This window comes from Bradyrhizobium sp. F1.13.3 (assembly GCF_040548265.1).
Taxonomy (GTDB): domain Bacteria; phylum Pseudomonadota; class Alphaproteobacteria; order Rhizobiales; family Xanthobacteraceae; genus Bradyrhizobium.
Genome location: NZ_JBEPRI010000001.1, coordinates 179595 through 194010, shown reverse-complemented (window position 1 = coordinate 194010; position 14416 = coordinate 179595). Strand labels below are relative to the sequence as shown.

At 64.0% G+C, this 14416-nt stretch carries 14 protein-coding genes; 4 read left to right on the top strand and 10 right to left on the bottom strand.

From position 1 onward, the window contains the following. Positions 1-13: 13 nt before the first annotated feature. From ccoG to ABIB66_RS00905, 7 genes are all read right to left on the bottom strand, one after another. Positions 14-1480, bottom strand: a complete 1467-nt coding sequence (ccoG, locus tag ABIB66_RS00935; RefSeq protein WP_354207243.1) for a cytochrome c oxidase accessory protein CcoG — start codon at positions 1478-1480, stop codon at positions 14-16. 110 nt (positions 1481-1590) lie between these two features. Continuing rightward, a complete protein-coding gene (ccoP, locus tag ABIB66_RS00930) occupies positions 1591-2466 on the bottom strand; it encodes a cytochrome-c oxidase, cbb3-type subunit III (RefSeq protein ID WP_354207245.1) in 876 nt (291 codons plus the stop codon). A 6-nt stretch (positions 2467-2472) separates the two neighbouring features. Next, positions 2473-2637 (bottom strand): CcoQ/FixQ family Cbb3-type cytochrome c oxidase assembly chaperone, encoded by a 165-nt coding sequence (locus ABIB66_RS00925; RefSeq protein ID WP_015687703.1) that lies wholly within the window; start codon positions 2635-2637, stop codon positions 2473-2475. Positions 2638-2650: 13 nt separating this feature from the next. Further along, on the bottom strand, positions 2651-3385 hold the full coding sequence (gene ccoO / locus ABIB66_RS00920; RefSeq protein WP_275170411.1) for a cytochrome-c oxidase, cbb3-type subunit II: 735 nt from the start codon (positions 3383-3385) through the stop codon (positions 2651-2653). 10 nt (positions 3386-3395) lie between these two features. Beyond that, a complete protein-coding gene (ccoN, locus tag ABIB66_RS00915) occupies positions 3396-5045 on the bottom strand; it encodes a cytochrome-c oxidase, cbb3-type subunit I (RefSeq protein WP_275170410.1) in 1650 nt (549 codons plus the stop codon). Positions 5046-5346: 301 nt separating this feature from the next. Further along, complete coding sequence (locus ABIB66_RS00910; RefSeq protein ID WP_275170409.1) at positions 5347-5772, bottom strand: CBS domain-containing protein; 426 nt, start codon at positions 5770-5772, stop codon at positions 5347-5349. A 29-nt stretch (positions 5773-5801) separates the two neighbouring features. Then, a complete protein-coding gene (locus tag ABIB66_RS00905; RefSeq protein WP_354207249.1) occupies positions 5802-6635 on the bottom strand; it encodes a universal stress protein in 834 nt (277 codons plus the stop codon). A 206-nt stretch (positions 6636-6841) separates the two neighbouring features. Between ABIB66_RS00905 and fixL the strand changes: the two genes are divergently transcribed. The 4 genes from fixL to ABIB66_RS00885 all read left to right on the top strand — a co-directional run bounded on the left by fixL (position 6842) and on the right by ABIB66_RS00885 (position 10263). Next, a complete protein-coding gene (gene fixL, locus ABIB66_RS00900; protein WP_354207251.1) occupies positions 6842-8359 on the top strand; it encodes a sensor protein FixL in 1518 nt (505 codons plus the stop codon). Positions 8360-8362: 3 nt separating this feature from the next. Beyond that, positions 8363-8980, top strand: coding sequence for a response regulator FixJ (gene fixJ / locus ABIB66_RS00895; protein WP_275170406.1), 618 nt, complete (start codon positions 8363-8365; stop codon positions 8978-8980). A gap of 58 nt (positions 8981-9038) precedes the next feature. After that, positions 9039-9461: a response regulator gene (locus ABIB66_RS00890; protein ID WP_275170405.1), complete on the top strand. Its 423-nt coding sequence runs from the start codon at positions 9039-9041 to the stop codon at positions 9459-9461. A 103-nt stretch (positions 9462-9564) separates the two neighbouring features. After that, on the top strand, positions 9565-10263 hold the full coding sequence (locus ABIB66_RS00885) for a helix-turn-helix domain-containing protein (protein ID WP_275170404.1): 699 nt from the start codon (positions 9565-9567) through the stop codon (positions 10261-10263). Between the two features lie 34 nt (positions 10264-10297). On the opposite strand, the gene ABIB66_RS00880 is transcribed toward ABIB66_RS00885, so the two are convergent. Genes ABIB66_RS00880 through ABIB66_RS00870 form a run of 3 tightly spaced genes read right to left on the bottom strand, consistent with a single transcriptional unit; the run spans position 10298 to position 14383 of the window. Then, positions 10298-11611 (bottom strand): MFS transporter, encoded by a 1314-nt coding sequence (locus ABIB66_RS00880; RefSeq protein ID WP_275170403.1) that lies wholly within the window; start codon positions 11609-11611, stop codon positions 10298-10300. 23 nt (positions 11612-11634) lie between these two features. Continuing rightward, positions 11635-12156 carry a PRC-barrel domain-containing protein gene (locus ABIB66_RS00875; protein ID WP_275170402.1) on the bottom strand — a complete coding sequence of 174 codons (522 nt, stop codon included), beginning with the start codon at positions 12154-12156 and terminating at the stop codon, positions 11635-11637. A 22-nt stretch (positions 12157-12178) separates the two neighbouring features. Beyond that, the gene (locus ABIB66_RS00870) at positions 12179-14383 is read right to left on the bottom strand and encodes an amylo-alpha-1,6-glucosidase (RefSeq protein ID WP_275170401.1); all 2205 of its coding nucleotides are present in this window, start codon (positions 14381-14383) and stop codon (positions 12179-12181) included. Positions 14384-14416 lie beyond the last annotated feature (33 nt).

The window sequence follows — 14416 nt, the reverse complement described above, 5'->3', positions numbered from 1 at the left end:
CGAACTCCTGATCCTAGGGCGCGACGAAATTGTCGATGGCGCTGGCGACTTCGCCGAGGCCGATATCGGTGACGTGAAAGCGAACCGGGATCGACTTTTCCGGATTGCCCTCCACCGGCGCGGTCACGAGCACCCGCAGCTCGCTGGTGGAGTCGCGCGGAACCACGATCATCGGCCGGTCCTGCGTCACTGAATCGATCCCAATGACATGGATCGTAGCATTGACCGGACCGTTAGCGTCGATCGCAATGACGCGGTCGTAACCGCTCTTGTTGAGCAGCCGCACCGTGTAGGCGTTGCGGATCGAGCCGTCGCTGAGCCTGACCGCGACCGGGTTGCGGTCGTGCAGCACGTTGACGTCGAGCAGGCTGCGGGTCGCGAGCGTATAGATCATGATGCCGCCGACCGCCGCGATGATCGCGCTGTAGGCGACGGTGCGGGCCCGGACGATGCGGTAGATCGGCGCCTTGCCTTCCTGGCGGCGCTGGATGTTGACGTCGTTGTCATAGCCGATCAGCCGCTTCGGCCGGCCGATCTTCGTCATCACGTTGTCGCAAGCGTCGATGCAGAGCCCGCACTGGATGCATTCGAGCTGCGGTCCATTGCGGATGTCGATGCCGGTCGGACACACGGCGACGCATTGATAGCAGTCGACGCAATCGCCGACTTGCTCGCCGAGCGCGCGCAGCTCGGCCGCCTTCTTCACCGACGTACGCTTCTCGCCGCGATCGTAACGATAGGTGACGTTGAGCGCCCATTCGTCGGTGAGCGCGGCCTGGATCCGCGGCCACGGGCACATATAGGTGCAGACCTGCTCGCGCATGAAGCCCGCGAGCACGTAAGTCGTCGCGGTGAGGATGCCGATCCAGATATAGGCGATCATCGGCGCCTGGAAGGTGACGAGTTCCCTAACCAGCGTCGGTGCGTCGTTGAAATAGAGCACCCAGGCGCCGCCGGTCCACCATCCGATCAGGAGCCAGATCGAATGCTTGAGCACGATCTCGGAGATGCGCTCCAGCTTCATCGGGTCGGACGATTTGTCCTTCTTCATCCGCTCGCGCCGGTCGCCCTCGATCAGACGCTCGACCGCATAGAACAGGTCGGTCCACACTGTCTGCGGACAGAGATAGCCGCACCAGATGCGGCCGCCGACCGAGTTCATCAGGAATAGCGCCACCGCGGCGACGATCAGCAGGCCGGTGAAGTAGTAGACCTCCTGCGGCCACAGCTCGATGAAGAAGAAATAGAAGCGGCTGTTGGGAAGATCGATCAGCACCGCCTGGTTGGGGGCACCGAGGCCGCGGTTCCAGCGCACGAACGGCAGGAAGTAGTAAACGCCGAGGCAGAACGCCATCAGGCCCCATTTGATCCGGCGGAAGGTGCCGGAGATGCTCTGGGGATAGACTTTCTTCTGGGCCACATAGAGCGGCCCGTTGTCATCGTCTAATGGGATGGCTTTTGGGTTCACGGGCCTGTTCATCGCCTGCAGCTTTTCAAGAGGTGCGATTGAACCTAAACCCGACGCCGCCGCGTCAGTTGATCCAGCGCAAGCGGGGGCACTTTTGTTCGCCCCCGTTTGCTGCCGGTTGGCTATTTTCCGCCGCCCAGCGAGTGGACGTAAACTGCCATCGCCTTGATGGTGGCGGGATCGAGCCGTCCCTCCCAGGCCGGCATCACGCCAGCGCGGCCCTGGCTGATGGTCTCGATCAGCGACGCCTCGTCCGAACCATAGAGCCAGATCTTGTCGGTCAGGTTGGGGGCGCCCATCTCCGGGTTGCCCTTGCCGCCGTCGCCATGGCAGGCGACGCAATTCTCCGCGAAGATCTTCTCGCCCTTGGCCGCGTCATAGCCCTTGCGGGTCGGAAGGCCCGACAATGCACGCACATAGTTGGCGGCCGTGACGATCTCGTCCGGCTTCAGCACGCCGTCCTTGCCGAATGCGAGCATCTGGCCTTCATGCGTCTTGGCGTGCCCGGAACGTGCGCCGAACTGGATGGTCTGCATGATCTGATCGAGCGATCCGCCCCACAGCCAGTCGTCGTCGTTCAGGTTCGGATAGCCCTTGGCACCGGCGCCGCCTGAGCCGTGACATGGCGCGCAATTGTCGCCGAACACGGTCTTGCCCTTGGCGCGCGCGAGCGCGAGCAGCGCCGGATCCTTCTCGATGTCGGCGAGCGAGGCCGCGCCCAGCGCAACCATCTTGGCTCCGCGGATCTTCTCGAGGTTGGCGAGCTCGACCGCGACGTCGGCGCGCGTCGAGTAGCCGAACAGGCCCGTTGTATTGCTGGAGACCAGCGGCCAGGCCGGATACACGATCCAGTAGCCGATCGCCCAGACGATGGTGAGGTAGAAGGTGATTACCCACCAGCGCGGCAGCGGCGTGTTGAGCTCCTTGATGCCGTCCCACTCGTGTCCGGTCGTGGTCCTCCCGGAGACGGGATCGATGTCGCTATGATGATCGGTCATGATCTCTTACTCCTCCCGCAACGGCAGGTGTGCCGCTTCGTCGAAAGCTGCCTTGTTACGGGGCCAGAATGCGTAGGCGATGATCGCGAGAAAGATCGCGACGAACACCGGCGTCCAGATCGTGGTCACGAGACCGGACGCGAGATTGTCGAGTGTCAGGATGGCTTTCATCGTTGGTGCCTTCTCAGCGAAGATTGGCTTTCTCGTTGTAGATCTTGAAGTCGACCAGCGTGCCGAGCATCTGGAGATAGGCGATCAGCGCGTCCATCTCGGTCGGCGTGCCGGTCTTGCCGTCGAAGTTGCGCACCACGGCCTTGGCGTAGCGCTTGGTGAAAGCGTCGGAGCCGGCATTGTCAGGATCGGCCTGGGCCTTCATGTCATCGCCCGCGTTGGCGATCTGGTCGTCGGTGTAGGGCGTGCCGACGGTCCGCAGCGTGCGCATGTGGTCGGCGATCGTGTCCGGATCGACCTCGGTCTTGCTGAGGAACGGATAGCCGGGCATCACCGACTGCGGCACGATTGCGCGCGGGTTGGTCAGATGGGTGACGTGCCAGTCGTCGGAATATTTGGCGCCGACGCGGGCAAGATCGGGGCCGGTGCGCTTCGAGCCCCACTGGAACGGATGGTCGTACATGCTCTCGGCGGCCAGCGAGAAATGACCGTAGCGCTCGACCTCGTCGCGCAACGGGCGGATCATCTGCGAATGGCAGAGATAGCAACCCTCGCGGATGTAGACGTTGCGCCCGGCGAGCTCCAGCGGCGTATACGGCCTGATCCCGTCGACCGCCTCAATCGTGCTCTTGAGGTAGAACAGCGGGGTGATCTCGACGAGACCGCCGATGGCGATCACCAGCAGGATGCCGACGATCAGGATGATCGAGTTCTTTTCGAAGATTTGGTGGCGTGTCCAGAACGACATGGAAAACTCCTCATTCCGCCGGCTGAAGAGCGACGGGCATCTGGACTTCCTGTTCGCCGACGCGAACCGTCATCCAGAGATTATAGGCCATGATCAGCGCGCCGATCAGGAACAGCCCGCCGCCGGCAGCGCGGATGATGTAGAAGGGATGCATCGCCTCGACGGTCTCGATGAAGGAATATTCGAGGAAGCCGAGCGAGGTGTAGGCGCGCCACATCAGGCCCTGGAGGATGCCGGACACCCACATCGCCGAGATGTAGAGGACGATGCCGAGCGTCGCGATCCAGAAGTGCCAGTTGACGAGCTTGAGGCTGTAGAGGCCCTTGCGATTCCAGATCCAGGGTACCAGGCAGTAGAGCGCGCCAAAGGAGACGAAACCGACCCAGCCGAGCGCGCCGGAGTGCACGTGGCCGATGGTCCAGTCGGTGTAGTGGCTAAGCGAGTTGACCACCTTGATCGACATCATCGGGCCTTCGAAGGTCGACATGCCGTAGAATGCGACGGAGACGACGAGCATGCGCAGCACGGGATCGGTGCGCAGCTTGTCCCAGGCGCCCGACAGCGTCATCAGGCCGTTGATCATGCCGCCCCAGGACGGCATCCACAGCATGATCGAGAAGGTCATGCCGAGCGTCTGGGTCCAGTCCGGCAGCGCCGTGTAGTGCAGATGGTGCGGGCCGGCCCAGATGTAGAGGAAGATCAGCGCCCAGAAGTGGATGATCGAGAGACGGTAGGAATAGATCGGCCGCTCGGCGCGCTTCGGGATGAAGTAGTACATGATGGCGAGGAAGCCGGCGGTCAGGAAGAAGCCGACCGCGTTGTGGCCATACCACCACTGGAACATGGCGTCCTGGATGCCGCCCCAGGCGATGTAGGACTTCGAGCCGAACACCGAGACCGGCAGCGCCGGGTTGTTGCCGAGATGCAGAACCGCAATCGTCACGATGAAGGCGAGATAGAACCAGTTCGCGACGAAGATGTGCGGCTCCTTGCGCTTGATGATCGTGGCAAGGAAGACCAGCAGATAGGTGACCCAGACAATGGTCAGCCACAGGTCGGAGTACCATTCCGGCTCGGCATATTCCTTCGACTGGGTGACGCCGAGCAGATAGCCGGTACCGGCGATCAGGATGAAGAAGTTGTAGCCGACGACGACGAACCAGGGCGCGAGATCGCCGGCAAGGCGAACGCGGCAGCTCTTCTGGACGACATAGAAGGAAGTCGCGATCAGGACGTTGCCGCCGAAGGCGAAGATCACCGCGGACGTGTGCAGCGGACGCAGGCGGCCGAAGCTGGTCCAGGGCAGATCGAAGTTCAGCGCCGGCCACGCCAGTTGCGAGGCGATGATGAGGCCGACGAGAAAGCCGGCAATGCCCCAGAACATCGCCATGACGGAGGAGAACTTGATGGGCCCCATGTTGTAATTGGGCCGGCCGTTGATCTCCGCAGGCGGCAGCGCCGCCGGCCGGTCGAGGTAGCGGTTGATGATGCAGAAGACCGCGGCCAGGCTCGCCGCCGCGCTCAGCGCGGCGTGGAAGGCGAAGGGCGCATCGAGCGCCTTGGCCGAGGCAATCACGCAGAGGAAGGCGGTGACCGCGAACACGACAGCCAGGCCGCTTTCACCTGATGTCATGGACTTGGAGATGGAGGGCTGGCTCATGCGGATTCTCTCTGAAAGAACACAGGGCCAGAAACCACATTCACCCTCGCGGGGAATTGATTGAAATCAAGGGAGATGGATTTCTGTTAATGTGGGCGATGCGGCGCCAGTTGCAGTGCCCTCTCCCCTTGCGGGAGAGGGCAGCGAGGACGGCGCGGCAATCTCATTTGGGTGAGGGGTTGGCGCCGCATCAAAAGTTTTTCCGCGGATAGAACCCCTCATCCGGCGCTTCGCGCCACCTTCTCCCGCAAGGGGAGAAGGGAAGAAAAAGAATCCTCCGTAGGATCACGCAGCCGCCTTCTCACTCCCGTGCCGTCGCCTTGAGCGCTGCGATGACGTCCTCGCGGGCGACGATTCCGACCAGCTTCTGCGCGCCATTGAGCACGATGATGCTCCGGATGCGGTGCTCGACCATGATCTGGAGCACGCGCGTCAGCCGCGTGTCGGGGCTGACATAGATAAAGTCGGGCGTCATGACGTCGCCGATTTTACGGCTCATCAGGTCGTGATAGCGCGGCAGCATCTGGCTCGGCGTGAAGGCGAAGCACTTCAGGATGTCGAACTTGGTGACGATGCCGACGACCTGCCCGTCGTCCTCGACGGGATAGGAATTGAAATCGTCGCGTTCGAACATCTCGCTGAGCGCGAGCAGGTCGAGGTCGCGCCTCACCGTCTTGACGTCGTGCGTCATGTGGCCGTCGACGGTCTGTTCAAGGAATCTGTACACGGCGCGTCCTCTTTGATTCGTCTCCAGCGTCAGTGCGACAGCAGCACGCAGCGGGCAGATTGAGTGACCAGATATTGGGTGACGCCGCCGAGGATCAGTTCGCGGAAGCGCGAATGGCCGTAGGCACCGGCGACGATCAGGCTGGCGCCGACATCGCCGGCAATTTTCTCCAGTTGCCCGGCGACGGTTTCGTTCCGGGCCGCTTCGGAAACGCGCGCGATCGCGGTCACGCCATGACGGGCAAGCCACGCCGTCACGTCGGTCACGCCAGCGACCGCGGCAGGGCGGTCGTCGTCGCCTTCGGGAATTGCGAGGACGGTGACATCCCTGGCCTTGCGCAGTATCGGCAGCGCATCGGCCAGCGCCCGCCGGGCTTCCGGCGTATCCTTCCACGCCACCAGGACGCTGCGCAGATCGAGCCAGTTGACCCCGTCAGGCACGACCAGGATCGGCCGGCCGGCTTGCATCACCAGATCCTTTGGGCTCGCGAGCGCGAAGGCGTCGGAAAAGGCCGGGCTCTGCCCGCCGGTGACGACGATGTCGGCGCAACGCGCCTGGGCGAACGTAAAGCGCGCCGGGAAATCCATGGCGCTGCGCCATTCCACATGCCCGCCGCGATTCCTGATCGCGGCGCGGAATTGCGCCTCGAGCTCGCCCAGACGTCGCTTGACCGAGGCTTCTCCCTCATCGATCAGTCCCTGCGCTGCGGCGCCATCGCTGAAATAGAGCGGCGGAGCGAACTGCGCCGCAGCAACGCCGATGATCGACGCTTCAAATCGTTCGGCAAGCTCGCCCACGACCTGAAGACGCGCCTCGTTGGGCTGATCGAGCGCCAGGCTGACCATCACGGTCGCGTATGTCATCGGGATTCTCCGGCGCAATGAGCTGCTATCAGATCGTAAGCCCGCCGCCGCCTGGCAGGATGAGATAGATCAAAACCTTGGATCACCGCGCCGAGAGGGAAATCTGCCAATGGTATAAGACATCGGAACTTGCCTCCGGCCCCTCCTTGGGTACATTGCCGACGGTAACGCTGTGCGGTTCCCCGCATCAGAATGGGAGTGATCGTTTGGCGCCGACCCGTGTGATTCATCCGCAAGATGACGGCCGGGGCGAACATTTCCGCGTTCGAATCGAAGGATTTGGCGTCGGGACCTGGGATCTCGATCTCAACACACTGGAATTGGAGTGGTCGGAGACGGCCAGAATCCTGTTCGGGATCGAACCTGACCAAACGGTGAGTTACACGCTGTTCCTGTCCCGACTGGAGCCGAACGACCGCGGGCGGATCGAGAGTGCGATCCGACACGTCTCCGAACGGGGCGGCAGCTTCGACGTGTCGTTCAAGGTCGCGGGCGCGTCGGGCAGAGCGCAGTGGATCCGCGCCCGCGCGGGGCTGATTCGGGACGAAGCCGGCGCCGCCCGGCATCTCAGCGGCATCTTTCTCGATGTCGACGAGGAGAAGCAGGTCGAGGAGGCCCTTCGCACCCGCGAGAATCACCTCCGCTCGATCCTGCAGACGATTCCCGACGCCATGATCGTCATCGACGGCCACGGCATCATCCAGCTGTTCAGCTCGGCGGCCGAGCGCCTGTTCGGCTGGGCCGAGCCGGAGGTGATCGGCCAGAACGTGCGCATCCTGATGCCGGAGCCCGACAGCTCCCGTCACGACGGCTACATCGCGCGCTACCGCACCACCAGCGACCCGCACATCATCGGCATCGGCCGCATCGTGACCGGAAAGCGTCGCGACAGCACGACCTTCCCGATGCACCTGTCGATCGGCGAGATGCAGTCGGGCGGCGAGCCCTATTTCACCGGTTTCGTCCGCGATCTTACCGAGCATCAGAAAACCCAGGCGCGGCTCCAGGAATTGCAGTCCGAGCTCGTCCACGTCTCTCGGTTGAGCGCGATGGGCGAAATGGCGTCCGCGCTCGCTCACGAACTCAACCAGCCGCTGGCAGCGATCAGCAACTACATGAAGGGGTCGCGGCGGCTGCTCGCCGGAAGCCAGGATCCGAATACGCCGAAGATCGAGAGCGCGCTGGACCGCGCCGCCGAGCAGGCGCTGCGCGCCGGCCAGATCATCCGCCGCTTGCGCGACTTTGTCTCCCGCGGCGAATCCGAGAAAAGGGTCGAGAGCCTGTCCAAGCTGATCGAGGAGGCTGGCGCGCTCGGGCTCGCCGGCGCGCGCGAGCAGAACGTACAGCTCCGTTTCGGCCTCAATCCAAATGCCGATCTCGTGCTCGCCGACCGGGTGCAAATCCAGCAGGTGCTGGTCAACCTCTTCCGCAACGCGCTGGAAGCGATGGCGCAGTCGCCACGGCGCGAGCTCGTCGTCACCAACACCCGCGTCGCCGACGACATGATCGAGATCGAGGTCTCCGATACCGGCTCCGGCTTCCAGGACGACGTCATGCCAAACCTGTTTCAGACTTTTTTCACCACCAAGGACACCGGCATGGGCGTGGGACTGTCCATCAGCCGCTCGATCGTCGAGGCTCACGGCGGCCGGATGTGGGCCGAGAGCAACGCATCGGGTGGGGCGACATTCCGCTTCACGTTGCCGGCAGCCGACGAGAACTGATCCATGACGACCAAGGGAATCATCTACGTCATTGACGACGACGAGGCGATGCGGGATTCGCTGAATTTCCTGCTGGATTCAGCTGGCTTCGGCGTCACACTGTTCGACAACGCGCAGAGTTTTCTCGACGCCCTGCCTGGCCTCGCCTTCGGCTGCGTCGTCTCCGATGTGCGGATGCCCGGCATCGATGGGATCGAGCTTCTCAAGCGCCTGAAGGCGCAGCGCAGCCGGTTTCCAATCCTGATCATGACCGGCCATGGCGACGTGCCGCTCGCGGTCGAGGCGATGAAACTCGGTGCCATGGATTTCCTGGAAAAGCCGTTCGAAGATGACCGCCTCATCGCCATGATCGAATCCGCGATCCGCGAGGGCGAGCCGGCGGCCAGGAACGAGGCCATGGCCCAGGACGTCGCCGCTCGCGTCGCTTCCCTGAGCCCCAGGGAACGCCAGGTCATGGAAGGGCTGATCGCGGGCCTATCCAACAAGCTGATCGCCCGCGAGTACGACATCAGCCCGCGCACCATCGAGGTCTACCGGGCCAATGTGATGACCAAGATGCAGGCCAACAGCCTGTCGGAACTGGTGCGGCTGGCCATGCGGGCCGGAATGCTCAACGATTGAAGTCACCAGGATTGAGGCAAGTCAAAACCGGTCGCTCGCGCTGTGCTACCAGATCGGAATGATTGCGATCAGCTCCCATCCTGAGCGGCTCCCGATGTCGTCACCCGCAAAGCCAAGCATCTATGTGGTCGACGACGATGCCGCTGTGCTCGGCTCGCTGAGGTTTTTGCTGGAAACCGACGGTTTTGCCGTGCGGACCTTCAGGAACGCCACGGCGCTGCTCAATGCGGCGAGCCCGTCCGGTGCAGACTGTTACGTGATCGACTACAAAATGCCCGACATCAACGGCATCGAGCTGGCCGGGCGACTGCGCCAGTCCGAGGGCGATACCCCGGTGATCCTGATCACCGGCTATCCCGACCCGAATATCTCGGCCCGGGCGGCGGCCGCAGGCGTAAATGAAGTGATTCTGAAGCCGCTTCTGGACGAAAACCTGGTCAAGCGCATTCGCCACGCCATCCAGAACCGGGTCCATAGCTGACCTACGGGATTCTACGTAAGGCAACCTCCTTAAGATATCTCGCGAAATTTTCGAGGCACCCGATACCGCGTACCAAAGCGTCATCACAACGGAGATGGCGCAGATGCTGACCCAGACCTTCAACACCCCGGCGATTACCACCCAGATCGGTGGCAAGATCGCACCCGCCCATCCCGTCTCAGACCAGTTCGGCGCGATTGCCGGCCATGTCGGCCTCGTTGCCACTGAGTTCTCCTACCGCAAGGAAGAGGAGATCTATGGTGAGGACGAGCCGGCCGAGTATGTCTATCAGGTCGTCACCGGCGCGGTGCGCAGCTACAAGCTTCTCTCCGACGGCCGCCGCCAGATCGGCTCCTTCCACCTTCCCGGCGACGTATTCGGCCTCGAATCCGGCACCACCCACCGCCTTGCTGCTGAAGCTATCATCGACACCACGGTGCGCCTCGTGAAGCGCGCGAGCCTCGAGAAGGCCGCAGCCACCGACGTCCAGGTCGCCCGCAAGCTCTGGGCCATGACCGCTGGCGAGCTTCGCCACGCCGAAGACCACATGCTGCTGCTGGGCCGCAAGACCGCGATGGAGCGCGTCGCAACCTTCCTGCTCGAAATGGACCGCCGCCTCGCGGTTGCCGGCATGATGGCGCTGCCGATGTGCCGCCGCGACATCGGCGACTATCTCGGTCTCACGCTCGAGACCGTCTCGCGCGCGCTGTCGCAGCTTCATGCCCAGGGCATTCTCGGCTTCTCGGGCGCCCGCCAGATCGTGCTGCGCAACCGGGCACGCCTGCACAATCTCGACGCCTGATCTCCCCTCTTCCACCCGCTCATGGCCGGCTGAATTAGCCGGCCATTTCTTTTGCTGCGATCATGCCCTTGCGCCGCGTCTCCGGCATCACAAGCAGAATAAGCAGAAGTCCCGTCGCGGCGACGCCAGATAGCCCCATGAACGCCGTGGCATTGCCGAACTTGTCGCTGACATAGCCGCCAAGCGCGGTGCTCAGCGACGCGCCGATGCCCATTGCCGTGCCGACGATGCCCTGCGCGAGGTTGAAATGGCCGCTGCCGAAGGCGACGTCGGCCACGATCAGCGGGATCATCACCGCGAACACCGCCGCGGTGAGACCGTCGAACACCTGCACCAGCACCAGCAGATACGGATCGCGCACGGTCGCGAACAGCAGACCGCGAATCGTCAGCGCCGCGAATCCGATCAGCAGCAGCGGCCTGCGGCCCCACGCTTGCGCCTTGCGCCCGACGCTCGGCGACAGCAGCGCCACGATCGCCTGCGGCACGACGATGCAAAAAGCGACGAGCACCGTCGCCCACTCGCTCGATCGCGCCGTCACCGCGCTTGCCATCAGCGGCATCATCGAGGCGTTCGCGAGCTGCAACAAGAGCACGCTGAGCGCAAAGACAATGAGCGGCCGCTGCCGGATCAGATGCCAGATATTGGTGTCGCCGCGTTCCTTCGCCTCGCGCGGCATCTCGCCGTGACAGCGGGCGATGTCGACCTCATGCTCCCGGATGCGAGAGAGTGCGATCAAAGTCGGAATCGCGAGCAGAAAGGTGACCAGGAATACCGAGCGGCTCGACAGCAGATAGCCGGCCGTTCCCATCACCGCAGCCGCAACGCCGTTGCCAAGCGAAGCGAAGCGCGCGTTCCGGCCGAGACGCTCGCCTATCGCGAGCGGGCCGACCAGACCGAGGCTGATCGCCGCGATCGCCGGTCCGAGCACGCAGCTTGCTGCCGCGTGCAAGGTGGCCGCAGCCACCACCACGGGGAAGATCGGCATTGCCGCATAGGCAAGCGCGCAGCAGCCGATGGTGGCGATCGCGAGGCCTGCGACCAGCCGCTCGGATTTCGCGGCATCGATGATGGCGCCGCCCGGCATCTGGCCGATCAGGGCAACGATGCCGCCGATCGACAGCACGAGGCCGATCTCGACCTGGGTCCATTTCTGGGTCGTCAGATAAACTGCGATGAACGGCCCGAATCCGGTCTGCACGTCGGCGAGGAAGAAGATGAACCAGTCGAGGCCGCGCAGGCTCTGGCGCGACGGCGCCGGGATGCCGGCAGGCGACGGCACCGAGAATTTGTCCTGCTCAACGCGGCCCTCGCGATCCGCATGATTCGGCTTTCTCGACAACAGCACCGGCGGCCATTCCTCCCCGCGCCTCACTGAACAGCTTGCAGTGGCTGCAGGCTGCCGGACGCGCCGAGCACCACCATCGGCGTGTCCTCCTTGTATTCCGGCGCGGCTGCGACCTGTGCCTTGGTCAATTCCAGCGTGATGCTGTCCTTCTTGTTGACGATCTTGCCGAACCGCATCGCGTTCCAGTCCACCACGATCTTGCGGCTGCCGACGCCGAGGAAGCCGCCGAAATCGATCACGGCAGCGCGCACGTGCCCACTCCGATCGACGATGACGTCGACGATGCGGCCCATGTCCTCGTTCGCCGCGCTGAGCACGTCACGTCCAAGCACACCGTGCGCGTCGCTCGCGCCGATGATCGTGACCGACGGCGGTGGCGCGGCATTCTTTGGCGTGACGGGGACGGATGACGCCGGCGGCTGCACCGTCGGCGGTGCATTCGCTTCAGTCGCGGGTGCGGGCGCCTGCTCCGCGGCGCGTGACACGGCGAGCGTCATCCCGACGACCATAACGACGCCCAGGGCCAACCATCCGGCGGTACGCATGCACCCTCCTCCTGGCGCGCCGCTAGCGCGCCAGCACGATCGAGACTTGAATCTGGCCACGCGTGCGCAGCACCTCCAGCGCCACGTCGTCGCCATGGCGGCTGACGCGCAGGTCCACGCTGGACTCGCCCAGACGCAGATCGCGCAAGATCACCTCGTGCAGAAACGCCGGCAGATGCGGATTGCGCAGCCGGATCTCACCGCGCGCCACGTCGAACTCAATGCCCAGCGCCGCCTCCAGCAGCGTGAACGCCGTGGCGCTGGCCCAGGCCTGCGGCGCGCAGGCGACCGGATAGAGCGTCGGTCCGCGCCGCTTCTCGCGCCGGAAACCGCAGAACAATTCGGGCAACCGGCGCAGGTCCATGTAGGTCGCGGCGTCGAACAGTCCCTTGAAGACATGCGCGACCGAATGCTTGAGCCCGTAGCGCGCGAGCCCGAGCGCGATCAGCGCATTGTCGTGCGGCCAGATCGACCCGTCATGATAGGACATCGGGTTGTAACGCACCTCGCCGACAGCGACGGTGCGGATGCCCCACCCCGAAAAGAAATGCGGCCGCATCAAATCGGCGGCGACGAGCCGCGCGCGATCCTCGCGGATCATGCCGCTGAACAGGATCTGGCCGGCGTTCGAGGTCCGCACCTTGCACGGCCGCTTCTTGCCGTCGAGCGCAAGCGCATAGGTGCCGAGCTCCTCGCACCAGAACGCGGCCTCGAAACGCTCGGCCAGCGTCTTGGCCTCGGCCTCGAGCTTCCTGGCGAGATCAGGCTTGCCGAGCCGAAGCGCGCAACGCGCGGCGAGCCGCTTGGCGGCAAAGACGTAACCTTGCACCTCGGCGAGCGCGAGATTGCCTTCCGCAAGCTGGCCATCGGCATGGAAGATCGCGTCGTAGGAATCCTTCCAGCCCTGGTTGGCGAGGCCCTTTTCCGTGGCGCGCTGATATTCGACGAAGCCGTCCTTGTCGGGATCACCGGGGCCGTCGATCCAGGCCAACCCCGCTTCGATGGCCGGCCACAGCTCTGTCAAGGTCTTCTCGTCGCCGGTGCGCTCGAAATAGCTTCCTGCCAGCAGGACGAACAAGGCCGTGGAATCGACGCTGCCGTAATATTGCGCGAACGGCACCTCGCGCAGCGCCGCCATCTCGCCGCCGCGCATCTCATGCAGGATCTTGCCGGGCGCGGCATCGGCGAGCGGATCGACCGCTTTGGCCTGGAAATGGGCGAGCCGCCGCAGCACGCCCTTGGCGATCCGCGGATCGACCCACAGCATCTGCAGCGCGGTGATCAGCCCGTCGCGGCCGAACGTCGTCGAGTACCAGGGAATCCCCGCATAGGGATAGCGGCCCTGCGGCGTCTCCGTCATCAGCATGTTGAGGTCGGCCATGGCCTGGCACAGCACCTCGTTGAAGATGTTGTTGGAGGTCTCGATGCTGGCGGCCCCCATCGTCGATCGGCGCATCTCGCGGCGGTGGGCGAGCAGGCTTCTGAAAAAGCGCGCCGGCTTCTCCGCGATCGGCCGATTGCAGGACACGGCCACGAACAGGGATTTCGACTCATGCGGGTCGAGTTCGAGCTGCCAGGTCGCGGCATTCACCGACAACTTCGTCGGGCGCGGATCGAAATGCAGGCTGGTGGAGCGCTCGGCGTCATCGAGACCGCGGTAGTCGAACAGCACGTCGGTCGGTCCCAACAGCCGGCTCGAGCCGATTCCGCGGCGCGGGCGCCGCTCGCCGCGGACTTCGAACAGATCGGCGAAGTCGTTGTCGAACAGCAGTGTCAGCGCGAAGCTGGCCGGGCGGTCGCCGTGGTTTTGCACGCCGATGCGCTGATAGGCGGTGCCGCGCCACAGGAAGATCGTGCGCACGATGTGCAGCAGGTCCTTTTGCAGCACGAGGCTGCCCTGCCGGTAGATGTCCGGATTGGTGAGATCGACGGTCAGGGCCGAATTGTCGTCGCGCAGGTTCGAGCCCAGCAGCAGCGGCTGGAGATCGTCGAGCACGAGCTCGAGCCTGGCAAGATAGCGCGTGTCGTGATGGAACAGGCCATCGGGCCCGCCGGCCGACGCGCCGATGTCGCCATGGCTGTCGAGCACGATAAAGGTGTCGTCGTGCTTGAGCGAACGCCGCGGCCGCGCCGACGGTCCCGTCATCGGAATATAGAAAGGCTGTTCCGCGACCTGGTCCACGGTCCGCGTCACGGAGACGAATTGGGTAACGGCTTCAGCCGACATCAGCAGCTCCCCTGCGCTTGTTTCGACACGCAA

Coding starts and splice junctions, on each gene's coding strand:
- ccoO (WP_275170411.1), bottom strand. CDS start 3,385: ATGTCGTTCTGGACACGCCACCAAATCTTCGAAAAGAACTCGATCATC.
- ABIB66_RS00870 (WP_275170401.1), bottom strand. CDS start 14,383: ATGTCGGCTGAAGCCGTTACCCAATTCGTCTCCGTGACGCGGACCGTG.
- fixJ (WP_275170406.1), top strand. CDS start 8,363: ATGACGACCAAGGGAATCATCTACGTCATTGACGACGACGAGGCGATG.
- ABIB66_RS00925 (WP_015687703.1), bottom strand. CDS start 2,637: ATGAAAGCCATCCTGACACTCGACAATCTCGCGTCCGGTCTCGTGACC.
- ABIB66_RS00875 (WP_275170402.1), bottom strand. CDS start 12,156: ATGCGTACCGCCGGATGGTTGGCCCTGGGCGTCGTTATGGTCGTCGGG.
- ccoG (WP_354207243.1), bottom strand. CDS start 1,480: ATGAACAGGCCCGTGAACCCAAAAGCCATCCCATTAGACGATGACAAC.
- ABIB66_RS00905 (WP_354207249.1), bottom strand. CDS start 6,635: ATGACATACGCGACCGTGATGGTCAGCCTGGCGCTCGATCAGCCCAAC.
- ABIB66_RS00890 (WP_275170405.1), top strand. CDS start 9,039: ATGATTGCGATCAGCTCCCATCCTGAGCGGCTCCCGATGTCGTCACCC.
- ccoN (WP_275170410.1), bottom strand. CDS start 5,045: ATGAGCCAGCCCTCCATCTCCAAGTCCATGACATCAGGTGAAAGCGGC.
- ccoP (WP_354207245.1), bottom strand. CDS start 2,466: ATGACCGATCATCATAGCGACATCGATCCCGTCTCCGGGAGGACCACG.
- ABIB66_RS00885 (WP_275170404.1), top strand. CDS start 9,565: ATGCTGACCCAGACCTTCAACACCCCGGCGATTACCACCCAGATCGGT.